Genomic DNA, 25,456 nt, shown 5'->3' with positions numbered 1-25,456 from the left:
ATAGGGGGCTAGACCAGTATAAAAAAAACTTTAGGTTAATAAGGTAAAAATAACGATTTGATACAAATATAACGTGTATTTTACTTATTTTAATTATCTAAAAAGGCATACAATATTTTATAAAATATTAACTTCGGCCTCTATAAAAATACCAAACGTTTCCAAAATGGTAGCTTGTATTTTTTGAGACAGTTCCAAAATGTCTTTTCCTGTTGCACCACCATAATTTACCAATACTAAAGCCTGATTTTGATGTACTCCAGCATCACCAATTCTTTTACCTTTAAATCCGGCTTGTTCTATAAGCCAACCAGCAGGCACTTTTACTTCAGTAGCTGATATATCAAAATATTTGATATTTGGAAATTTTGCTTGAATTTGACTAAAACGGGCTTTGGATATAATCGGATTTTTAAAAAAACTACCACTATTGCCAAGGTCTTTCGGATTAGGTAATTTAGATTTTCTAATATTGATAATGGCTTGGCTAACCTCTTTGATTGTAGGTTTGTTGATGGCAAGCTTTTGGAGTTCGAGTGCAATGTCGCCATAAGCCACATGTAGGGTGTGGTTTTTTTTAGTCAATTTAAAAACTACTGATGTAATAATATACTTGTTTTTAGCTTCGTTTTTAAAAATACTTTCTCTATATCCAAATTGACATGCGGCATTTGAAAACGTTTCAAACTCTTGATTATCAATTGAAATGGCTGTGCAACTTTCCATCACATCTTGTACTTCTACACCATAAGCTCCAATGTTTTGAACAGGCGTTGTGCCTACATTTCCTGGAATCAACGACATGTTTTCGATGCCTCCATATTCATTTTCAATACACCATAATACAAAGTCGTGCCAGTTTTCGCCAGCTTGAGCCGCCACCCAAACATGTTCCTCCGTTTCTTTTATTATTGAAATGCCTTTCAAATTGATTTGCAAAACTACTGCTTCAATATTTTGTGTCAATAATAAATTGCTTCCACCACCTAAAATTAATTTTGGTTCATCTTTATAGGTGTCCAAAGCCGTTTTCAAAGCATCAATGGAATCAATTATTACTAGTTTTTTTGCTAACACATCAATTCCAAATGTGTTGTATGGTTTCAATGAAACATTAGAATATACTTCCATTTTTGTTTTATGGGTTTAATTTATTAATTATCAGTAGTTAAGGCTCTTGTTAAAAAGTCATTTAATGGTTTTAAAACCAATAATTGAGGTACAATAATCGAAGCAAAATTGGGATCTAAAAACAAGTCATCTGCAATAGGGGTAGAGGCAGTAAAACTTTTTAATTTTAAAAATGCTATTGCTTCATGGTTAGGATCAAATCCCTTTGGTGCTTTTTTTAGTAAAACAGCATCTGATTTGTCAAAATCACCATAAATGGATTTAAAATCGGCATGGTTTGTAATTTGTGTCAAATCGTCATGAAAAAAAGCTATTTCTTTGCGTATATTTTTCAGTTCATCCACCTCTGGACACCAAACACCTCCCGCCAAAAACGAAGCTCCTTTTTCATAATGTACATAATAGCCTGGGGCATTTTTTCTGTTTTTGTTGGTACTAAACCAAAACCCCATATTGGTTTTATATGGTGATTTGTCCTTTGCAAATCGTATATCGCGATTAATTCTAAATGTACAATTTTTGACTTCCAATGGTGCTAATCGAGTGTCCAATGGTTTCATCAATTCTAAAACTTGGGCTATCATTTGATGGTACCCTTGCTTATAATGCTCAAATGCTTTTTTGTTGTCGTGAAACCACTCTTTATGATTGTTATGTTTTAAGTCTTCTAAAAATTGAAGTTGTACTGTTGTCATTTTATAATTGTTTTTTTAAGTCTATTTCCGAAATATATCCTGAATGTTTCCAAATTAACTTATTGTTTTCATACAATAACAATGTTGGCAATTCTGAAATGTTCAATTCCTTTATCATGGTTGGATGTTCATCAGCATTAAGTCTTATTATTTTCAGTTGTTTGGTATCGTTTTTTTCCATCTGTGTTAAAAAGCCTTTCATTTTTTGACATGGAGCACACCACTCTGCATAAAAATCAATCAGAACTTTAGTATTGGAAGCGGTTAATTCGGCATATTCTTGTGGACAAATACCAATAATTTTGGATGTTTTTTGGTTTAGTCCTGCGGCATTCCATTTCATAATTCCTCCCGACAGTTCTATAATGTTTTGAAAACCCATTGTTGCCATTTTCAACGCTGCCTTGTGGCTTCTGCCGCCGCTCATACAATACACAAATACTGGTTTTGTATGGTCCAATTTTGAAATTTCGGACTCAAATTGGTCTCCATTCCAATTGATATTTGCTGCCCCTTCAATATGTTGTTTTTGAAATTCTTCCAAAGTTCTTACATCAACTAATTGTGGTTTCGCCATGTTGTGCAACTGATTTGAAAAAGCCAATGCTTCAATAGTATGTACATTTTCAGCATTTTGTCCTTTACAATTTATTTGCAACATCAAACTCATTAACAATAAATAGTATTTTAATTTCATAATTGATAAATTTTGTAACGTAGTTATTTAATTATATTATTTTATATTTATTAATAATTGGACTATTTTTTTAATTATTCAATACTTATTTTTTATGTCATTCAATTATATTGATTCCTAATCAGTACAGATTCAATTTTATAGCATACAAATTAGTTTTCAACTTTTTGAATTAAACGTCATTCATGCTTTTCGTTGTATCTGTATCTTACATTTCACGCAAAGCTAATGCAGCACTTTGACAATTAGGAATGCGTTACGAAAAGTCATCTATTGCTATACAATTATCATTCATGCACCAATAATTTGAAAAATTTGTATCTTTTATATCAATATAGTAAAACGGTAAGATTTAACTAAATAACGTGATGGCATAATTAATAAGATCTACTTAATTTTTTTTAAAAATAATTGGGGTAAAATTACAAATATTACTTCAATAACAAAATCAAATTACCAAGACATTTTTTATTAAATTAATTGCCATTGCATAGCGAGGCTATTTTTTACTTCATAGTTGATGTTTAATGGCTAGTTTATTGATTTTAAAGTTTTTAAATTTAATTTTCAGGAAAATTATTAAATTAATGATGTAAATAAAAATAAATCGAATTATGAATTGCAACTAAAATACCTATACAATACCTATACAAAATGCAATTTAGCAACCAAGTATTGGACAAAAAAAATGTTATAAATTTCATTTAATATAATGATAATGAGTGATATATGGTAATAAACAACCTGTTGCTAATGGTATGGTTTTAATCATCATTATTCATGATGAAATTTTTAATAGGTATGTATATTTGTAATCTAACCCATAAATTTTTTTATTATGAAAAAAATTACTTTTTTATCAATGATGCTATTTTCAGCATTAGGATTCTCACAAACGTTGCCATTAGATTTTGAATCTAGTTCAACAACTTATACTTTTACAGATTTTGATGGAGGAGTGGTTACTAAAATTGCCAATCCACAAAGTAGTGGTATCAATACCAGTGCTACTGTTTGTAAAATGGTTAAAAATGCTGGTCAGGTTTGGGGCGGAAGTTATCTTACGTTGTCATCGACTATGGATTTTACTACTACTAAATTATTCAAATTAAAGGTTTACTCACCCCGTACTGGAGCCAAATTACTATTGAAAGTAGAAAATCCAACTAGTACTATTTCTTACGAAAAAGAAGTAACCATCAACACGGCCAATGCTTGGACAGAATTATCTGTAGATTATAGTTTAATTCCTTCAAACGCTTTGACGGTTTGTAATAAATTGGTTTTTATTTTTGATTTGGGTACCATGGGCAATGGCACAGCAGATTATACTTTTTTGTTTGATGACATTTCACTTACTACTGCACCTGTTAGTACTTTAACACAAATGGATTTGCCTACTACTTTTGAAGGTACCACGGTAGATTATGGAGTAATTGGTTTTGAAGGGGCAGAAAGCTCTTCAATTGTTACAGATCCAACATTGTCCACTAACAAAGTGGTTAAAGTAATTAAATCTGCTACGGCACAACCATGGGCAGGTACAACCGTTTCTGCAGCTGCAGGATTGGGGTTTGCCACCAATATTCCATTTACAGCTACAAACAAAAAGATGAATGTTAGAGTATGGTCGCCAAATGCGGGAATTCCTGTTCGTTTGAAAGTTGAGGATCGTTCAGATGCTACACATTCTTGAGAAACAGAGGCTACCGTAACAACTGCTTCGGGCTGGCAAACTTTAGAATTTGATTTTGCCAATCAGGCCACTGGAACGGCTGCAATGAATTTAGCTTATAACTTCAATAAAGCTTCAATTTTCTTCAATTTTGGAACCAATGGAGCAACTGCAGGCGAAAAAACATATTATTTTGACGATGTGAAGTTTGGTGCTGCTGTATTGAATACCAATGTTTTTGACAAAACAGCTATTGAAATGTATCCGAATCCTGCAAGTCATGTATTGTATTTGAATGCAAAAGAAATGATACAATCTGTAGAAATTTATAATACCTTGGGACAAAAAGTTAAAGCGGTTTCTTTGAACCAAATGGCCGCATCTGTTGATGTAGCTGGATTGGAAAAAGGTGTATATTTTTTACAAGCTAAAACGGCTTCTGCAAGTCAAGCCATTCGTTTTGTGAAAGAATAAATTTTTAAATTTTTTTAAAAAAGCACGACTTTATGTATTTAAAGTCGTGCTTTTTTGTGTTTTATTAAAAAAATAGTACCTTTAGCTTCAAATTTTGATTTTTTTTTATTTTAATATTAAATATTGCTGTTACTTTTTTTGAATAGGGGCTGTTTGTTACCGTTTTTTGCGTGAGGGATAGCAGTGGAANNTTTGGGGCAAAAAAGATTGCAACGGATAGCCCGACCCGAAGTTTTTACGGAGGGGCACGCCCATAAAAAACAGCTGTTTGTTGTATTTGATGGTATTGTTTTGAAATTAAAATTTACACAAAATATATTAATAATTATTAAAATAGTTTATATGATTGATACATGTAAAAATTTATTTGTATTTATTTTGGTTTGTCTTCTATTTGATGTAAGTGTGGCACAAGAATTGCCTCCCATTATTCAATACAATACCAGCACGTATGGTGCGGGCAATCAGAGCTGGATGATTACGCAGGATCGTAATCATTATATGTATTTTGCTAATAATGAAGGACTTATGGAGTTTAACGGGGCCAATTGGACCTTGTATCCTTCGCCAAATGAAACCATTATCCGGTCTGTTAAAGTTGTGGACGACAAAATTTTTATGGGGTGTTATATGGAGTTTGGGTATTGGAAAAGGCAAACAAATGGCAAATTAGTATATACGTCGTTGAGTAGTGCGATAAAAAAACAATTGATAGAAGACGAACATTTTTGGAACATTTTAAGTTTGGATCAATATATCTTGTTTCAATCATTTAATAGGATTTATGTGTATAACACAAAAAGTAAAAACTTTCAAATAATAAAAAATCATCCGTATATATTTAGATGTTATAAGGTAAATAATTCGATTTATTTTCAAGCGATTGGCGAAGGTATTTTTGAAATAGTAAATGGCAAAAGCCAACTGATTACCAATGATGAACAAATAAAAAACAACCGTATAGTAGAAATATTTAAAACCGATTTGGGTTTATTACTTCAAACGGAGCGTGCAGGAGTTTTTAAACTGGAGGGCGATCAAATAATGCCCTTTCATTTTGAATCAGAGGCTGAATTGAAGCCGAATTCTATTTTTTGTGCTCAAAAATTGTCCGATGGTGGCTTTGCGTTGGGTACTATTTCAAATGGTATTTACATTCTTAACCATGCGGGAAAAATTAAATACCACATTACTCAAAATATGGGTTTGAGTAACAATACGGTTTTGTGTTTGAACGAAGATTCTGATAATAATTTGTGGTTGGGTTTGGATAACGGTATTAATTGTATCAATTTGCAATCGCCAATAAAAAATTATAAAGACGACGTTGGTTTTTTAGGAACGGTGTATGCCTCGGCTAAATTTGAAGACAACATTTATATAGGTACAAATCAAGGTTTGTATTACAAAAAATGGAATTCTAATGAAGCTTTTCGGTTTGTTACAGGCACAAAAGGACAAGTTTGGACGTTGTTTCCATATAAAAATCAATTGTTTTGTGGCCACGATATGGGAACATTTTTAATACAAAAAAATTCGATTCAAATAATATACAAACAATCGGGCACCTGGAAATTTAACGTATTGCCCCATGCCCCACATTTAATTTTGCAAGGCAATTACAATGGGTTGTCGGTTTTAGAAGAGCAAAATGGCAGTTGGGTTTTTAGAAATAAGTTGCAAGGATATGATATTTCGTCAAGATATTTTGAAGTATCAAATAAAAATGACATCTATGTTGGGCATGAATACAAAGGAATATTGAAGATAATTCCTGATCAAGATTTTTCTAAAGTCAAGCATTTTAGCATTTTAAACCATCCAATCAAAGGAAAGCACATTAGTTTGGCACAATATAATGGTCAAATTTTTTATGCTGGAAAACAAGGCATTTTCAGATTGAATAATCAAACCAATGGGTTTGAAAAAGAAGTTTCGATGAGTCAAATATTTATGAATAACGAATACATTTCTGGAAAAATGAATATTGACAATACCAATAAAATGTGGTTTTTTACAAAGCATTATATGTATTATTTTACTTCGGGTAATTTTGATTCCAATTTAAAGAAACATAAAATTCCAATCCCATTTTCAACCATTTTTCCTATGATTGGTTACGAAAATATAGCTCAAATTGCCAATAACGAATATTTAGTGGGAAAAACAGACGGCTATTTTATCATCAATTTGTATGATTTTAAAGTAAAACCACAACGAATTTATATAACTAACATTACGGTAAATAAACTCAATAGTTCCAACGACAATCTATCTATAACAGAAACAGGTACTTTGTCGCATGATGCTAATAATTTGGTTTTTAATTTTACGGTGCCACAATACAATAAATTTTTGGATGTAGAATACCAATATGTTTTGGTTGGTTTGCAAAATGAATGGAGCGAATGGAGTTCTAAAACAACAGTAAATTTTAAAAATTTAGAGCCAGGGGACTATGTTTTTAAGGTGAAGGCAAAAATTGCTAACACCAACAGCGAAAACGAGGCCATGTATCGATTTACTATAAAAAAACCTTGGTATGCATCGACTTTGGCCTTGCTAATTTATTTTGTTGTATTTGGTGTAATGGCCTATTACATCAATAAATTTTATAAACTATATTATCAAAAACAAGAACAAAAATTGATAGCAGAGAATAATCGTTTGTTAGAAATAGCGGCATTGGAAAATGAGCAACAATTGATGAAACTTAAAAACGAACAATTGTCGCAGGATGTTGATGCAAAAAGCAAAGAATTGGCCGTTTCGACCATGAGTTTGATAAAGAAAAATGAATTATTGGAACTGATTAAAGAAGATTTGAAGAAAACATCAAAAGAAAGCGAGAACAGAAGCATCAAATCGATGATTTCGACGATAAATAAAAACATCACCGAAGAGGACAATTGGAACAAGTTTAGAGAAGCTTATGATACTACTGATAAAGATTTTTTAAAGAAAATGAAAACGGCCCACCCGAGTTTAACTCCAAGCGATTTGAAACTATGTGCCTATTTGCGATTGAATTTATCGTCGAAAGAAATAGCACCAATGTTGCACATATCCATTAGGAGTGTAGAAGTGAAAAGATACCGATTGCGAAAAAAATTAAATTTAGAGCATGATGCGGGACTTGTTAATTATATATTGGGCATTTAACTATACAAGTTTGAATCAAAAAAACACAACATTACCACAACATTAACCTTTTCGTTTTTTTTAATTATAAAAAAAATCGTAAAAAATATAATTTTCAAAAATGCTAAAGGGCTTGATTTATTGATAGTTTATGAAAAATATAAAAAAAATATAAAAAAAATTCATAATGTATATTTTTTGTTGAGGTTCTTAATATTAATGGAATAGAAATTACAAATACTTTTACAAAACTTTAACATTAATATTATTAACAAATTAAAAATGATCAGCTTATGAATTTAAAGCTATTTTCAGAAAGTTTTAGGAAATTCTTTTTTTTGGCCTCTATTTTTTTAATATTTGTTGCAACAGCAACGGCTCAAAAAAAGGTTTCTGGAGTGGTGTTGTCTAACGGCATACCGCTTCCAAGTGCCAATGTGGTAGTAAAAGGAACAAAGGTAACAGCATCGACAGATTTTGATGGAAAATTTACTTTGAATGCTCCGTCTAATGCCCAAACCTTAGTAATTTCGTATTTAGGATACGTTACAAAAGAAGTAACCATTTCTGATACTCCAATGACTATCAATTTGTCTGAGGATAAAAATACACTTGAAGAAGTTGTAGTGAATGTGGGTTATGGCACACAAAAGAAAAGTGTAAATACGGGAGCCATTTCAAAAGTGAGTGCCAAAGATTTAGAAAAAGTGCCAAATGGTCGTGTGGAACAAGCCCTTCAAGGACGAGTATCTGGGGTAACTATTGCTTCAAATTCTGGTTCGCCAGGTTCGGCTTCAACCATTCGAGTACGTGGTATTACTACTTTTGGAGCAGGAAATAATCCTTTATGGGTAATTGATGGTGTGGTAGTAACAGGTGATGCTATGGGATTTTTGAATCAATCAGACATCGAATCGATGGAAGTTTTGAAAGACGCCGCTTCGGCAGCTATCTATGGAACTCGTGCAGCGAGTGGCGTTATTTTGATTACTACTAAAAAAGGTAAAAAAGGTAAAATAACAGTAAATTATTCAGGTTTTACTGGAGTTGCAGGGCCAGCCAAAACATTACAAATGTTAAATGCTACTCAATATGGTGCCTTGATGAACGAAAAATCTGTGGCTAGTGGTGGCAATGTATTGTTTCCAAATTTAAGTGCTTTGGGTGTTGGTACTGATTGGCAAAAACAAATTTTTAACAATGGAGCCAAAAGGTATAACCACGAGTTGAGTTTTAATGGTGGAAACGATGTGTCTAATTTTTATGTTTCTATCGGATTGCAAAACCAAGAAGGAATTGTAACAACTGAAGTGTCTAACTATGAGAAAAAGAATTTTAGGTTAAATTCAAATCATAAAATATCAAAAACTTTTTCTATTGGTCAAACATTGGCATATACCCATCAAAAACAAGTAGGTATAGGAACTCTGAATAGTGAATTTGGTGGTGTTTTGAGTTCGGCTGTCAATTTGGATCCTATTACCCCATTGGTAGTTACAGATCCTACAGTTGCTTTGTCTATGGGATTTTTGTCTCCGTATATTATTAGAGATACTAATGGCAATCCTTATGGTATTTCATCTTTGGTGGGGCAAGAAATTGTCAATCCTGTAGCTTATTCTAAAACCCAATTGGGTAATTTTGGTTGGTCAGACGATTTAGTAGCCAGTGCCTTTTTGGAGGCTAATATATTGCCAGGTTTGAAGTTTAAAACAACTTTTAGTGGTAAAAAATCGTTTTGGGGCAACGAATATTTCACTCCAAAATATTATTTGAATGCCTCTGCCAATAGTGTGGTACAAAACACCCTTACCAGAACAAGCAATACAGGATTTGATTGGACAATCAACAACGCTTTGACGTATGCTAAAAAAGTAGCTGACCATAATTTCTTGTTTTTAGTTTCGCAAGAAGCAAGTGTTTTTGGTAACGGATACGTTTCGGGTGTTACACATGCCGATTTGCCAACAAATAATTATCAAGAAGCCTCTTTTAACTTTGTTTTGCCTGCAGCTAATAAAACAGGTTATTCAGTTACATTTACACCATTGAAATTGTCTTCTATTTTTGCTAGGTTGAATTATGACTATAAAGAGAAATACCTTTTTACAGGTATTATCAGACGTGATGGAGCTTCACGATTTGGATCTGATAAAAAATATGGTAATTTTCCTTCAGCATCGTTAGGTTGGATTGTATCTAAAGAAGATTTTTGGAAAGACAACAAATATGTCAATTCCTTAAAAATACGTGGTGGCTATGGAGTTACTGGAAATGTTGGTAGTTTATCAGATTTTCAATATTTATCATTAATTAATGGAGGTGCTAATTATACATTTGGTCAAACGGGTGGCATTACTACTGGTTATGCTCCTGTAACATTGGATAATCCAAGTTTACATTGGGAAGAGACCGCACAAACAAATTTTGGATTTGATGCCAAAATATTAAATGATTTTACTTTGACGGTTGAATATTATAAAAAGAAAACATCGGGTATTTTACAACAAAAAGTAGTGCCTGGATATGTTGGGGTAATCCAAAATCCGTGGGCAAATGTGGCCGATATGGAAAATAAAGGTTTAGAAATAGAATTGGGCTATAAAAAATCGATCAAAAGTTTGAATTTGTCAGCCAATTTGAATTTTTCTACCTTAAAAAACACAGTTACAAATATTGGAACTGGTGTAGATTTTCTAACTCAAGACGCCCCAGGCTTTCAATCGATGGGTATTGTAACACGTACACAAGTAGGGCAAGCTTACAATTCTTTTTATGGGTTTCAAACCGCTGGTATTTTTCAGAACCAAGCCGAAATCAATGCTTATGCAGTCAATGGTACTCCTATTCAACCTACAGCAAAACCAGGAGATTTTCGTTGGGTAGATGCTAATGGTGATGGAAAAATTACAAATGACGACAAAACTTTTTTAGGAAGTCCTATTCCTAAATATACTTTTGGATTTACATTTAATGCTGATTATAAAGGGTTTGATTTGATGGTTTTTACTCAAGGTGTTGCGGGTAATAAAATATTCCAAGGTTTGAGACGATTAGATATTGCCAACAGCAATTATCAAACAGTAGCTTTGTCTCGTTGGCATGGCGAAGGTACATCTAATGATTTCCCTCGATTGACTAATGATGATACCAATGGCAATTTTACCAATATGTCTGATTTTTATTTGCAAAAAGGCGATTACATCCGTTTAAAAGTGGTGCAATTGGGTTATGCCATTCCAAATAAATATTTGGACAGAATAGGAGCAAGTAAAGTAAGGTTTTTTGTAACTGGTGAAAATCTATTAACTTTAACAAAATATACAGGTTTCGATCCAGAAATTGGAGGTACTGTAATGGGAGTTGATAGAGGATTTTATCCACAAGCCAGAACCTTTATGTTTGGTGCCAATGTTCAATTTTAATCACTTTAGATTTAATTTATAATGTTACATTATTAATATTAACTACTATGAAAATCAAAAATTTAAAATATTTTGTCATCGCAGGATTATCTGTAACCGCTTTGACTTCTTGTACCAAAGATTTTTTGGAACAAACCCCAACTGGGCAATATTTGTCTGCCAATTATTATCAAAATAAAGATCAAGCTTTTTCGGGTTTGGTAGCCGTATATGATGGATTAAGAAAAAATTCAGGAGGTTTTGAAAACATGATCACCATGATGAACGCCGGATCAGACGATCATGTTGCTGGCGGGGGGGGTTCATCCGATGGAATTGGTATCCAAGCTTTTTCGAATTATACTGCCTCGGGTACAACAATGCCCGTTAGTTTTTGGAACGACCATTTTCAGGGTATAGCCAATGCTAATATTTTATTGCAAAAGTTGCCTAATACACAAATGGACAACAACGAAAAAGTTCGATTTGTAGCAGAAACAAAAGCTTTGAGGGCTTTGTATTATTTTAATTTGGTTAGAATGTTCAAAAACATTCCTTTGATATTAGAACCAGTTACTACCGAAAACATGTACAATATTCCGCAAGCAACTCCAGCCGCAGTATATACTCAAATAGAAAATGACTTGTTAAGTGCTATCAACGATTTGCCTACCAGCATCCCTTCGTCCGAGTCTGGTCGTATTTCAAAAGGGGCTGCTAAAGCCATTTTAGGAAAAGTATATTTGTATAATGGAAAAAATGCGTTGGCGGCTGCACAATTGGCAGAGGTAAACGGAACACCAGGAAGTACAAGTGCTTTTGGTTATAAATTATTATCTAATTTTAGCGATTTATGGAATACTTCCAATAAATTTAACTCTGAATCTATTTTAGAAGTGGCCCACACCAGTACAGGAAATTCTTACTGGGGCATTTGGGGTTCTGGAAAAGACGAAGGAAATTCTGTAAATGTGATGGTTGGCCCTCGTGGTTATGTTAAAATAAGTCCTTCGGCACCAAGTTTGCCTTCGGGTTGGAGTTTTAATATGATTACACAAGATTTGTATGATGCCATAAAACTCGACCCTCGTTTTGGAGCTACCGTTTTAGATTTAAAAGCCATGAAACTAGCAGGAACAGCAGACTATATTGCTGGTTATCAGGATACAGGTTATTTTTTAAATAAATTTGTACCAAGACAATCAGATGTTACTACTGGACAAGGTGATGCCGTTTTAAATTACAAACAAGATACTTATGTAATACGATTGGCAGATACTTATTTACTTGAAGCAGAAGCACTTGGAGGAACAGGAGCAAGAGCCCAAGCCCTTTTAGACGCCGTTAGAGCTAGAGTAGGATTAGCATCTGTGCCAGTTTCATTGACTGCAATCAAAAATGAAAGACGATTGGAATTGGCTGGAGAAGGACACCGGTTTTTTGATTTGGTACGTTGGGGAGATGCCGCTACTAAACTGGCAAGTAGAGGATTTGTAGCTGGAAAACATGAAATTTTTCCTATTCCTTATAAAGAATTAGAAAATACAAAATTGGTTCAAAATCCTGGTTATAATTAAGAATTTATTTGAGTTATAAAACAGGATCAATAATCAAAAAATATTTATATTTATGAAAAAATTAAAATTATTTTACAGTATAGCTTTTTTTGCAGCTATACTTGTAAGTTGCGAAACTCCAGAAGGAGTTGATAAAGATGTATCTTTTTTGAATAGTGCCACATCAAGCGATTATGCAAAAATTTTTGATATAAGTACTGATAATTCAGGAAAAGTTCGTATTACACCCCTTGCCAATGGGGGGAGTAGTTTTTTGATTGCCTTTGGACACGGCACTGGTGCAGCTGCAACAGCCACAGTAGCCGCTGGAACAAGTGCCATTCATACCTATCCAGAAGGCAATTATACCGTGTCGATTACAACATACAGTATTTCGGGAAATGCCACTACTACTACCTATCCTTTGGTAGTTACTTATAGAGCTCCAGAAAATTTGAATGTAACTGTAAATAGCGATATGGCCCTTACAGCTACTGCCAATTACACTTCTGGTTTTAAAGTTTATTATGGCGATGTAGCAAATGAAACTGGTACTTTGATGACTACCACCGTTAATAGCAGCTTATTGGCTACGGGTACTTTGCCAGCCCATATTTATCCAGCTGGAGGCCCTTATCAATTGAAAGTTGTTGCGCTTAGCGGTGGTGCTGCCACTACAGTTTATACTAAAACATTGTTTGGTTTTCCTTTAGATTTTGAAAGTCCTACTATGGATTATTTCTTTGGAACATTTGGAAATGTAAACTTTTCAAAAGTTGCCAATCCTAGTGCCACGGGTTTAAACACAAGTGCCACTGTTGGTAAATACGAAAAAACTACAGGTGCAGCATCATGGAGTGGCACTTATAGTCCGTTAAATATTCCAATTAATTTTGCTCATGGTAAAAAAGTAAAAATGTTAGTTTATAATCCTGTTGCGGCTAATATCGGAAAAAAAGTAAATGTAGAGCTAGAAGCAGCAGTATCAGGAACTGGAGCAACTGCTAATGGTGTTGCCGTTTTAAAAACAGCTTTTACCACATCGGGAGCTTGGGAAGAATTGGTATTTGATTTTAGTACCATTACTGCTATTCCAGCAACAGCTCGTTTTGGTCAGTTGGTGCTACGTTTTGATGATGGCAATGCTGGTACAGGCGAAGTTTTTTATGTGGACAACATTCGAATAACAAATTAAAATGATACAAATTATGAACAAGAATTTAATCAAAATTATAGGATTATTTTCGGGATTGGCACTTTTTTTAACGAGTTGTGCCTCCGAAGATTATACACTTGGCGATTTGACCAATCCAAGTAACTTGTCAATTACTGCCGATGTTGTAGGCAAAACAACTGCAAATCCAAACGGCGATGGCACTGGAGTTGTAAATATAGTAGCTACGGCCAACAATGTTTTGGCTTATAAAATTGCTTATAAAGATGTAACAAACTTTACTGATACAGAAGAGTTTGTAGCATTGCCAAATGGTAAAGTGTCCAAAACTTTTACTTCACTAGGCACACATACTTATCGCATTACAGTAGTAGCTTATGGCGCAGGTGGTACATCAACCTCGGCAACCAAAGAAGTAACTGTTTTTAGTTCTTTTAACCCAGAAACTTCAGTTGTTACTTTTTTAACCAACGATTCAAGCAAAACTTGGGTTGTAGATAAATCCATTCCTGGACATTTTGGCGTTGGTCCTTGGAATACAAGTTCTGTTACTCCAGAATGGTGGTCTGCAGCCATCAATGAAAAAGTAAATTGTTGTAATTGTTTTTATACCACAACTTTCAAATTCACCAAAGTTTCTTCAACAAATTATACCTTGCAAGTTACCAATCCAGATGGTGCCTTTACAAAAACGGGTTCGTTGGCTTCTATTCCAGGTATTCCAGCCTCTGGCGACGAAGGCTGTTATAGCTACAGCGGCGGTACTACAAACTTTAGTTTTATTCCACCAAGTTCTGGTGTATCTTTTTCAACTATGAATTTACAAACCAGTATTCAATTAGCAGGCAATACTACTTATATTGGATATGGTTCTTTGAAAAAAGAATACCAAATTATTTCCATTTCGGCTACAGCCATGTATCTAAGAGTACAAGGAACCGAAACTGGTAATGCTTGGTACATCAAATTAAAATCAATTTAATTTTTTACTTCAACATAAAGCTGTTCTAATCAGTTGTTTTAGAACAGCTTTTTTATATCATTACAACACAATAAAGAATTATAGTCAATTAATATAAAAAACTAATAAAAATGAAAATCAAATATACCATAATGTTATTTATCATGAGCATTTTGTTTTGTTTTGGATGCAGTTCTGGAAGTTCAGGAGGCGAAAACAACAATTCAACACCAGCACCAACAAATTTGGTTATCAATACCGATATTGTGGGCAGTAGTACTGCTTTTCCAAATGGAGATGGTACAGGAGTTGTCAATTTTACGCTTACTGCAACCAATGCAACGTCTTATAAAATTTTGATTGGCAACGAAACCATCAACTCCACTACGGGTATTTTTAGCTATACGTTTACAAATATGGGAACAAGTACATATACAGTTTATGTATCGGCATACAATGGTACTCAATTTATTTCTGGAAACAAAACCCTTACTGTACTTAAAAATGCTGGAATCTTATGGCAAGATGAATTTAACGTCGATGGAGCTCCCGATGGTTCCAAATGGGGTTATGATATTGGAAATAGTGGTTGGGGTAATAATGAAATACAATATTATACTAATAGATTAGATAATTCTGTCGTTTCAAACGGAACACTAAAAATTATAACAAAAAAAGAAGCCTTTGGTGGCAGTGCCTATACCTCTGCAAGACTCCTTTCAAAAGGTAAATTTTCTTTCAAATATGGCAGGGTAGATATCAAAGCCAAATTACCTTCGGGGGCGGGAACTTGGCCTGCACTATGGATGCTTGGCGATAATATAACAACTGTCAATTGGCCTTCTTGTGGCGAAATTGATATAATGGAACATTTAGGTAGCGAGCCAAATAAAATTCATGGTTCTTTGCATAGCCCCAATAATTATGGTGGCAATGCTAATACAGGCATTACCACTATTTCAAATGCAACGACAGAATTTCATATTTATTCGTTAGTTTGGAATGCCACAGAAATCAAGTTTTTGGTAGATAATGTACAGTTTTATGCCCTTGCCAATAACAGTACTTTGCCTTTTAATAACAATTTCTTTTTTATTTTGAATACCGCTATGGGCGGCTGGGGTGGTACTGTAGATCCAAATTTTGTTGGAACTACTTTTGAAATAGATTATATTAGAGTTTATCAATAGTTGTTTGTATTTGTTATTTCTATAAATGGCTTCTGTTATTTTTTAGCAGAAGCATTTGTAGAATTTAAAATTTAATTAAAAGATTAAAAGATTGAAAGATTGAAAAGATTGAAAGATTGAAAGATTGAAAAATTGAAAGATTGAAAGATTAAAATATTTATAAGATTAACATTACAATAAACCATTAACCATCAACCATCAACCATCAACCATCAACCATTAACCATCAACCATCAACCATCAACCATCAACCATCAACCATCAACCATCAACCATCAACCATCAACCATCAACCATCAACCATCAACCATCAACCATCAACCATCAACCAATAACCAATAACAATTAATACTTAATGAAGGACAAAATCACCATTTTATTGCTATTTTCTGTTTTGTTTTTTCAAAAAAGCAACGCACAATCATTGAAAATGATGACCTACAATATTAGGTTAGATATAGCATCAGATGGCGAAAATAGTTGGGAAAACAGGAAATCATTTTTTTGTTCTCAATTACAGTTTTATGAACCAGATATTTTTGGTGTTCAAGAGGCAAAACCAAATCAAGTACAAGATATTAGAAGTTCACTCGAGCAATATGCTGCTGCTGGTACAGGCAGAGATGGCAATGGGCAAGGCGAATCTTCTCATATTTTTTATCATAAAAAAAGGTTTAAATTACTCAAACAGCATACTTTTTGGCTTTCAGAAACACCTGATACAGTATCAAAAGGCTGGGATGCAGCTTGCAATAGGGTTTGTACGTATGTTCTATTAAATGATATTCTTACTAATAAAACATTTTGGGTTTTCAACACCCATTTGGACCATCTTGGCGAAGAAGCCCGAACAAAAGGTTTAGCCCTCATTTTAAACCAAATACAAGTTTTAAATGTTGCTAAGTTACCTGTTTTTTTGATGGGAGATTTCAATTTGGATCCCAGTTCACCAAGAATACAGCATGTAAAGTCTTTGCTAAACGATGCTAGAGATATAAGTATAAACAAACCTTATGGACCCAGTGGCACTTTTAATAATTTTAAACATAACGAACCTGTAACCTTATTGATTGATTATATATTTTTATCTAAAGAGAATCCCTTTTTTGTTCAAAAATATGCCATTTTAAGCGATGCCATAAACCTTAAATATCCTTCTGATCATTTACCTGTTTTTGTTGAATTAATTTTAAAAAAATGAAAATAAAAATTCTTACTCTATTTTGTGGGTTGTTACTAGCCAGTTGCTCCACTTCTTCAGATGTCATGCAGCCTGAGACAACTCCATCTCCTATACCAACATCAAGCGATATTGAATTTTGGATAACCAAATCGGATGCCTCTGTACTTTTAGAAAAACAAAATACAGTATTAAATTTTGGCAATACTTTTAATAATTTTGCAAATATCGAAATCAATGATACCCAAACTTTTCAATCGATAGACGGTTTTGGATATACACTAACAGGCGGCAGCGTTTCTGTAATCAACCAATTGACAAGTGCCAAAAAACAAGAATTGTTACAAAATCTGTTTGGAAATTCAAATACTTCCATTGGTATCAATTACCTACGAATAAGTATTGGGGCTTCTGATTTGAATAGTAGTGTATTTTCTTATAACGATTTGCCTCAAGGTCAAACCGATAACAACCTTTCTCAATTCAGCTTATCACCAGACAATGAGTTGATTCAAATGTTACAATCTATATTGGCCATCAATCCCAATATTAAAATTATTGCAACACCTTGGTCTCCACCAGTTTGGATGAAAGACAATGGTCAAACGGTAGGAGGGAGCCTTCAACCACAATATTATGCTGTATATGCACAATATTTTGTCAAATATATCAAACAAATGCAACAACAAGGAATTGCTATTCAGGCAGTTACACCTCAAAATGAACCTTTGCACCCTGGTAACAATCCAAGTATGCTCATGACGGCTAGTCAGCAAGCAGATTTTATAAAAAATCATTTAGGCCCAGCCTTTGTTGCTGCAGGTATTACAACAAAAATTATTGTGTATGACCACAATTGCGACAAACCCGAATACCCTTTGTCTATATTAAATGATGCTGCTGCAAACCCATTTGTAGAAGGGTCGGCTTTTCATTTATATGCAGGAGATATTAGTGTTTTAACAAATATTCATAATTCATTTCCTAATAAAAATATTTATTTTACAGAACAATGGACGGGGTCGTCGGGGTCATTTAGTGGTGATTTAAAATGGCACCTCAAAAATGTTGTTATTGGTTCCATGCGTAATTGGAGTAAGACTGCATTAGAATGGAATTTGGCCAATGATGCTTTATTTCAGCCACATACACCTGGTGGTTGTACAGAATGTAAAGGTGCCATTACCATAAATAGTGCCGAAAGTTATACTAAAAATGTAGCTTATTACATTGTGGCTCATGCTTCAAAATTTGTTCCTGCAAATAGTGTTAGAATTGCTTCTAATATATCTGGAAATTTGTATAATGTTGCTTTCAAAACACCGTCGGGAAAAATCGTTCTAGTCGTTGTAAATGATAGCAATAATACGGAGGTTTTTAATATTAAATTTAACGGAAAATGGGCAACCGCTACTTTGCAAGGGGGTAGTGTTGCTTCATATATTTTTTAATAAAATTATTTATAATGAAAAAAATAACTATTTTTGTACATTTATTAACAACTTTTTTTGTTTTTTCTCAAAATAAAAAAAATACCAATCCCTCTACTTTTTCTGTAAATAATAGAACTGTTGAGGTATATACATCTGCAGACAACAGTCTATTACGATTGTCAAAAGATGACAAAATTTACCATTTTGAAACAATGAAGCAACCTTTGGAAACTCAAATTTGTATTTTTGTTAATCCTGAAAAAAAATTTCAAAAGTTTTTAGGAATTGGTGGTGCCATAACCGATGCCAGTGCTGAGGTTTTTGCTCGTTTGAATCCAGATAAACAACAAGAATTGCTAGAGGCATATTTCTCTAAAACAAAAGGTATTGGTTATACAGTTGTAAGAACCAACATGCACAGTTGCGATTTTAGCTCTCATTCCTATACTTATGTTCAAGAAGGCGACAAAGATTTAAAAACTTTTAGCCTAGCACACGACCAAAAATTCAGGTTGCCTTTGCTTAAAAGAGCCTTACAAACCATTGGCAATTCCTATACTTTTTATGTAAGTCCGTGGTCGCCACCAGCATTTATGAAAGACAATCAAAGCATGTTAGAGGGAGGTAAATTATTGCCAGAATATTATCAATCGTGGGCAAATTATTATGTAAAATACATCAATGCCCTTCAAAATGAAGGTTTAAATGTATGGGGTTTAACTATTCAGAATGAGCCAATGGCCAAACAACGATGGGAATCATGTATATATACCGCCGAAGAGGAACGTGATTTTTTGAAAAATTATTTGGGGCCAACGCTAAAAAAAGCAGGTTTAGGACAAAAGAAAATCATTGTTTGGGATCATAATCGAGATTTGATTTCACAAAGAGCTCATGTAATTTTAAGCGATAGTAAAGCCAGCCAATATGCGTGGGGTGTTGGTTTTCATTGGTACGAAAATTGGAGTGGGGGCAACCCAATGTTCGAAAACATTAAGCATGTAAACGACTTGTATCCAAACAAAAATTTAATGTTTACAGAAGGTTGTGTGGAGCGTTTTGACCCATCAAAGTACCAATTGTGGTCAAATGGTGAACGGTATGGCAGGTCTATGATTCATGATTTTAACAATGGAACGGTGGGCTGGACAGATTGGAATATTTTATTAGACGAAAATGGTGGACCAAATCATGTTCAAAATTTTTGTTTTGCTCCAATCCATGCCGATAGTCAGTCTGGCAATTTAATTTATACACCAAGTTATTATTTTATGGGACATTTTTCAAAATTTATTGATAAAAATGCTTATAGAGTAAGCAGTGTAGCTAGCAGAAGCCAACTGCTTACAACCTCATTTTTGAATCCAAACGGCAAATTGACTACCATTATAATGAATGAAACCAATCAAAATGTAAAGTATTATTTGTGTATTGGTGCAAGTGCTGTGGCTCTCGATATTTTGCCCCATAGTATTCAAACGGTAGTTTTTTAAAAAAATAAGGTTTGAATATTAAAATATTAAAATTCAAAGTTTTAAATTAGTATTAATAATAGAAATTGCAATAAAATAAACTAAAAAACAATAAATAAAATGAAGAAAACGGCTGTTCTTTCGTTATTTTTTGCTACAATGGCAACTTTTTCGCAACAAAAAAGTATTGATCAACGTGTAGCAGATCTGATGAACAAAATGACTCTCGAGGAAAAAATTGGTCAATTGAATCAATATACGGGCGATAATACGCTAACAGGCCCTTTAACAATAAATCCTAATAAAAAGGAGGAAATCAAGGCTGGAAAAATAGGTTCGATGCTTAATATATTAGGGGCACAATATACCCGACAATATCAAGAACTGGCCATGCAATCTCGATTGAAAATCCCATTACTTTTTGGGTTAGATGTCATTCATGGTTATAAAACTACATTTCCAATTCCGTTGGCCGAAGCGGCAAGTTGGGATGTAGAAGCCATCGAAAAGTCGGCTAGGATAGCAGCCACAGAAGCCTCATCAAGTGGTATTCATTGGACGTTTGCTCCTATGGTAGATATTTCTCGAGACCCTCGATGGGGGCGTGTTATGGAAGGTGCTGGCGAAGATACTTATTTAGGTTCCAAAATTGCGTTTGCAAGAGTCAAAGGATTTCAAGCCAATTTGGGCGATGTTCATTCGGTTATGGCCTGTGTCAAACATTTTGCAGCTTATGGGGCTGCCGTTGGCGGACGTGATTATAATTCTGTAGATTTAAGCGAACGCATGTTGTGGGAAACCTATTTACCTCCCTTTAAAGCTGCTTTAGATGCTGGAGCCGCTACATTTATGAATGCTTTTAATGATATAAATGGAATTCCAGCTACTGCAAACAAGCATATTCAAAGAGATATTTTGAAAGGAAAATGGCAGTTTCAAGGTTTTGTAGTTTCAGATTGGGGGTCTATTGGCGAAATGGTGGCTCATGGATATGCCAAAGATTATAAACAAGCAGCTGAAAAAGCCCTGTTAGCGGGTAGCGATATGGATATGGAAAGTAGTGCCTACATTGGCCATTTGGCCACTTTAGTCAAAGAAAACAAAGTGCCAATAGCGCTTATTGATGATGCTGTTAGACGTATATTGCGAAAAAAAATGGAACTTGGTTTGTTTGAAGATCCTTTTAAATATTGTAATCCAGAACGACAAAATAAAGCACTCAATAATCCAGAACATACAAAAATAGCTAGAGAAGTGGCTGCTAAAAGTATTGTTTTATTGAAAAATGATAAACAAGTTTTGCCTTTGTCCAAAGATTTAAAAACCATTGCTTTTATTGGCCCAATGGTACAATCCAAAAGGGATAATCATGGTTTTTGGGCCGTTGATTTGAAAGATATAGATTCTACCTATATTGTGTCGCAATGGGAAGGATTGCAACGAAAAGTTGGTAAAAACACCAAACTTTTGTATGCAAAAGGTTGTGATGTTTTATCCACTAACAAATCTGGGTTTGAAGAGGCCATTGCCGTTGCTCATCAAGCCGATGTAGTAGTGGTGAGTGTGGGCGAAAAACACAATATGAGTGGCGAAGCCAAAAGCAGAAGCAGTTTGCAACTGCCTGGTGTACAGGAAGATTTGATTATGGAATTGCAAAAAACGGGTAAACCCATAGTGGTGTTGATCAATGCGGGCAGACCATTAATTTTTAATTGGACTGCAGACAATATGCCAACCATTTTATATACTTGGTGGCTTGGCTCCGAAGCTGGAAATGCCATTGCCGATGTCCTTTTTGGCGATTATAATCCTTCTGCAAAATTACCCATGACTTTTCCTAGATCGGAAGGGCAAGTGCCGATTTATTACAACCATTTCAGTACCGGAAGACCTGCTAAATCGGATGACGATAAGATATATAAATCAGCTTACATAGATTTACAAAATTCGCCAAAGTTTCCATTTGGTTATGGCTTGAGTTATACTACGTTTGAATATAGCGATTTGAAATTATCTACCCAAAAAATTACAACAAATGACCGCATCATGGTTCAGGCTACCATCAAAAATACAGGAAAATATGCTGGAACCGAAATCGTGCAATTGTATATCAAAGATCAATTTGGGTCTGTGATAAGGCCTGTTTTGGAACTTAAAGATTTTCAAAAAATCACCTTGGAAGCTGGAGCTTCTAAAACAATCTCTTTTGTAATAGATAAAGAAAAATTATCTTTTTATAATGCTGATTTACAATATGTTGCAGAGCCAGGCACTTTTGAAATCATGATAGGAGCATCTGCAGCTGATTTGCGTTTGAAAAGTACATTTGAACTATTGCCATAAAACGAGTTCTCTTTTTTTAAAAACATATAAAAACCTAAAATGTATTTTTCATTTTAGGTTTTTTATATTTATAACATTTTGAAAAAAACACAAGAATTATCGTATTATTTATTTAATCCCAAATTACGAAGTCTAATGTGTAATTTGGGTTAAATATTAAAAACAATATAGTATTTTTTTTTAGAATAAAAAAGGGACAATCACACGTGGCGATTGTCCCTTTTTGTAGTTTGTAATAGTGTGGTTTATTCTTTTGTAAACACAAATGATTTTCCGTTATATACAAAGGTTACTTCCGTTTTGGTGGCATTAAAATTAAATTCAATTCCTGGTGCCTCTGCTGCTTTAAAATGATCTGGAGTTGTAGCTTCAAGTACCAAGTCGGGTTGCCCTGTTACTTTAGCTACAAGTTGGTCATTTTCTTCTACAAATGTAAATTTGATTGGAATTTGTTTGTTAGAAAATGTTCCAAAATAGGGATCCAAAACTACAACTTTTTCTACGGTTGCTGTAGCAGCTGTCCACACGTTGTTATTAGGATTTACATCGGGTAAGTTGTGGTCTGGATCAATGGTTATCGACTCAATTTCCTCGTTAGATGGGTGCTTAAAAGCCCATGAGGTATTGCGTTGCCAAATTTCAACTGGTAGTTTTACACGGCTTGTTTTACCATCTTTTGTTTTAATATCGAGGGTAACTGGCATTGGCATTTTTTCAAAATTCTCAATATGAATGATGGCTCCTTTTTTAGGATCGTTTTTCACGTAGCTTACTTTGTTTATCCCTTGGTCTAGTTTCCATTTGTTGATAATCCAACCTCTCCAAAACCAGTTCAAATCTTCGCCCGAAACGTTTTCGATGGTTCTAAAAAAGTCGTCTGGTGTTGGATGTTTGAAAGCCCATCTTGCTATATAGGTTTTGAAAGCAGTATCAAAACGGTTTTCGCCCAAAACTTCTTCTCTCAACATCGTAAGGCCTCTAGCAGGTTTCATATAGGCCAAAATGCCTAAATTGGCTTCTTTCAAATTGTCTGGTGCACTAAAAATGGGTTCAATTTGATCGTTTGTATATACACTTGCCATTTGTTGTACATCTTCTTTTGCGGCTTTATATTCGCCTTTATTAAAATCTACAGACGAAATAGAGTTGATAAAAGTATTAAATCCTTCGTCCATCCATGCAAATAGTCTTTCATTTGATCCCACAATCATAGGAAACCATATATGTCCAAACTCATGATCGGTAACTCCCCAAAGGCTTTCTCCTTTTGATTCCCAACCACAAAAAACAATGCCAGGATATTCCATACCACCTTCATTACCTGCAACATTTGTTGCAGCTGGATAAGGGTATTCGAACCAACGTTTAGAATAATTTTCTATAGAAGTTTTGGTGTATTCCGTAGAGCGACTCCAGGCATCTTTGCCATTACTTTCTATTGGGTATGCCGATATGGCCAATGATTTTTTGCCACTTGGCAAATTGATTTTTGCTGCATCAATAATAAATGCCGCAGACGAAGCCCAAGAAAAATCTCTTGAATTTTTAATTTTAAAATGCCAAGTCAAATTGGTTTTTCCAGCTGGACGAGAGTTTGTATTGGTAACCTCATCGGCTGTTCTAATCATCACGGTTTCATCACTTTGAGCTGCTTTTGCCCATCTTTTTTGTTGTTCTGCTGTATATACTTCATTTGCGTTTATCAATTCTCCAGATCCTACTACAATATGATTGGCGGGTGCTGTTATCATTACATCAAAATCGCCATATTCTAAATAAAATTCTCCTTGACCTAAATAGGGTAGGGAGTTCCAGCCTTTTACATCGTCATATACACACATCCTAGGATACCATTGGGCAATGGTAAAAACCTTTCCGTTTTTGGTGTCTAAAACCCCCATTCTGTCCGACCCGTAAATTGGAGAAATAAACGAAAATTCCATTTTCAATTTGATAGTTCCTCCGTTTGCAGCCAATTCTTGAGGTAAATTTACTTTCATTCGGGTATCGGTAATTTCAAATGTAGCCTCTTTTTCTACTGTTTTCCCGTTTTGAGAATAGGCAATTTTTAAGGATTTAATCCGATGGCCGCCTTCAAAATTTTGTCCTTTGTCGCCATTTCTACTACCTGTTGTTGGAATTACCGCCTCGCCTCGTGAATCAGATTTAAATAAATTCTGATCGACATTGAGCCACAAAAACGAAATCTTGTCGGGGCTGTTGTTGGTGTAAGTCAAAACTTCGGTTCCTGTAATTTCCTTGGTTTGGTCATTCAATACAGCTGTAAGCTGATAATCGGCACGGTTTTGCCAATATTTTGGACCTGGTTGTCCGCTTGCCGAGCGGGTATCGGTTCCGTTTTTAGAATAAAAATACGGCGCAAATGCATCGTTATAATTGTATTTATTTGTTGTAGTTACTTTATTTTCAGTACTCTGAGCTAATAAACTGCTACTCGAAAAACCAAATACAAGGGCTGATGCCAACAAGATTTTGATTGTTTTGTTTTTCATCTTAAAATGTTTAAATTAGGTTGTCTTTTTTTTAAATTTTGTGAAATAAATACAAATTTAAGGGTTATTTTATAATTTCAGTTGTTTGTCTTCAAAAAAATGAAAATGTTACAATACGAAGTTCAAAAAACGATGATAAACTACTATGTATTTTGCTAAAAATGGATTATGACTATCTACAACTGGTATTATTTTATATGTATATTTGGTATAAGTTAGTATTTAATTATTTTTAACAAGCTTGATTCATTCTTTACTTTTCGGCACTGCGTCGTTACCAGTTCTATTTCATGCAAAGCCCAGAAAGGTAAAGTAATACCAAATATACATATAAAATAGTCCAATCTATTGGTTCTTTTTTGCTAAAATTATTCAAAAAAAATAGTTCCGTAGCCCAGCTATGCAACGATTTTTTTT

Annotated in this window: 16 protein-coding genes; 12 read left to right on the top strand and 4 right to left on the bottom strand. The window is 34.1% G+C overall.

Going from position 1 to position 25,456, the window contains the following annotated elements; translation table 11 throughout:
- Positions 1 to 117 precede the first annotated feature (117 nt).
- From murB to B0A58_RS12325, 3 genes are read right to left on the bottom strand one after another with little or no spacing between them, the layout of a single operon-like run.
- Positions 118 to 1,131, bottom strand: a complete 1,014-nt coding sequence (gene murB, locus B0A58_RS12335; protein ID WP_089081309.1) for a UDP-N-acetylmuramate dehydrogenase — start codon at positions 1,129 to 1,131, stop codon at positions 118 to 120.
- 23 nt (positions 1,132 to 1,154) lie between these two features.
- A complete protein-coding gene (locus tag B0A58_RS12330) occupies positions 1,155 to 1,826 on the bottom strand; it encodes a DUF2461 domain-containing protein (RefSeq protein ID WP_089081308.1) in 672 nt (223 codons plus the stop codon).
- A 1-nt stretch (position 1,827) separates the two neighbouring features.
- Positions 1,828 to 2,523 (bottom strand): thioredoxin domain-containing protein, encoded by a 696-nt coding sequence (locus B0A58_RS12325; RefSeq protein WP_089081307.1) that lies wholly within the window; start codon positions 2,521 to 2,523, stop codon positions 1,828 to 1,830.
- Positions 2,524 to 3,361: 838 nt separating this feature from the next.
- Between B0A58_RS12325 and B0A58_RS12320 the strand changes: the two genes are divergently transcribed.
- The 12 genes from B0A58_RS12320 (at position 3,362) to B0A58_RS12265 (ending at position 22,526) form a co-directional block, all read left to right on the top strand.
- Positions 3,362 to 4,219: a hypothetical protein gene (locus B0A58_RS12320; protein ID WP_089081306.1), complete on the top strand. Its 858-nt coding sequence runs from the start codon at positions 3,362 to 3,364 to the stop codon at positions 4,217 to 4,219.
- An 84-nt stretch (positions 4,220 to 4,303) separates the two neighbouring features.
- Positions 4,304 to 4,672, top strand: coding sequence for a T9SS type A sorting domain-containing protein (locus B0A58_RS12315; RefSeq protein WP_089081305.1), 369 nt, complete (start codon positions 4,304 to 4,306; stop codon positions 4,670 to 4,672).
- Between the two features lie 342 nt (positions 4,673 to 5,014).
- Positions 5,015 to 7,834, top strand: coding sequence for a triple tyrosine motif-containing protein (locus tag B0A58_RS12310; protein WP_243389496.1), 2,820 nt, complete (start codon positions 5,015 to 5,017; stop codon positions 7,832 to 7,834).
- 272 nt (positions 7,835 to 8,106) lie between these two features.
- Positions 8,107 to 11,238, top strand: a complete 3,132-nt coding sequence (locus tag B0A58_RS12305; RefSeq protein ID WP_089081304.1) for a SusC/RagA family TonB-linked outer membrane protein — start codon at positions 8,107 to 8,109, stop codon at positions 11,236 to 11,238.
- A 47-nt stretch (positions 11,239 to 11,285) separates the two neighbouring features.
- Positions 11,286 to 12,794, top strand: a complete 1,509-nt coding sequence (locus B0A58_RS12300) for a RagB/SusD family nutrient uptake outer membrane protein (protein WP_089081303.1) — start codon at positions 11,286 to 11,288, stop codon at positions 12,792 to 12,794.
- A 52-nt stretch (positions 12,795 to 12,846) separates the two neighbouring features.
- On the top strand, positions 12,847 to 13,968 hold the full coding sequence (locus B0A58_RS12295) for a hypothetical protein (protein ID WP_014083863.1): 1,122 nt from the start codon (positions 12,847 to 12,849) through the stop codon (positions 13,966 to 13,968).
- Between the two features lie 13 nt (positions 13,969 to 13,981).
- A complete protein-coding gene (locus B0A58_RS12290) occupies positions 13,982 to 14,929 on the top strand; it encodes a hypothetical protein (protein ID WP_133063137.1) in 948 nt (315 codons plus the stop codon).
- A gap of 110 nt (positions 14,930 to 15,039) precedes the next feature.
- Positions 15,040 to 16,098 carry a glycoside hydrolase family 16 protein gene (locus B0A58_RS12285; protein ID WP_089081301.1) on the top strand — a complete coding sequence of 353 codons (1,059 nt, stop codon included), beginning with the start codon at positions 15,040 to 15,042 and terminating at the stop codon, positions 16,096 to 16,098.
- A gap of 355 nt (positions 16,099 to 16,453) precedes the next feature.
- Positions 16,454 to 17,299 carry an endonuclease/exonuclease/phosphatase family protein gene (locus B0A58_RS12280; protein WP_089081300.1) on the top strand — a complete coding sequence of 282 codons (846 nt, stop codon included), beginning with the start codon at positions 16,454 to 16,456 and terminating at the stop codon, positions 17,297 to 17,299.
- Positions 17,296 to 18,729 (top strand): glycoside hydrolase family 30 protein, encoded by a 1,434-nt coding sequence (locus tag B0A58_RS12275; RefSeq protein WP_089081299.1) that lies wholly within the window; start codon positions 17,296 to 17,298, stop codon positions 18,727 to 18,729. The genes B0A58_RS12280 and B0A58_RS12275 overlap by 4 nt, the downstream gene beginning before the upstream one ends.
- A gap of 14 nt (positions 18,730 to 18,743) precedes the next feature.
- A complete protein-coding gene (locus B0A58_RS12270) occupies positions 18,744 to 20,204 on the top strand; it encodes a glycoside hydrolase family 30 protein (protein ID WP_089081298.1) in 1,461 nt (486 codons plus the stop codon).
- Between the two features lie 99 nt (positions 20,205 to 20,303).
- Positions 20,304 to 22,526, top strand: coding sequence for a glycoside hydrolase family 3 N-terminal domain-containing protein (locus B0A58_RS12265; RefSeq protein ID WP_089081297.1), 2,223 nt, complete (start codon positions 20,304 to 20,306; stop codon positions 22,524 to 22,526).
- A gap of 245 nt (positions 22,527 to 22,771) precedes the next feature.
- Here B0A58_RS12265 and B0A58_RS12260 read toward each other — a convergent pair whose 3' ends face one another.
- Complete coding sequence (locus B0A58_RS12260) at positions 22,772 to 25,039, bottom strand: M1 family metallopeptidase (RefSeq protein ID WP_089081296.1); 2,268 nt, start codon at positions 25,037 to 25,039, stop codon at positions 22,772 to 22,774.
- Between the last annotated feature and the right edge of the window lie 417 nt (positions 25,040 to 25,456).

The sequence above is a fragment of the Flavobacterium branchiophilum NBRC 15030 = ATCC 35035 genome (assembly GCF_002217205.1).
Classification (GTDB): domain Bacteria; phylum Bacteroidota; class Bacteroidia; order Flavobacteriales; family Flavobacteriaceae; genus Flavobacterium; species Flavobacterium branchiophilum.
The sequence above is the reverse complement of the archived record's forward strand: the minus strand, read 5'-3'. Positions and strand labels throughout refer to the sequence as shown.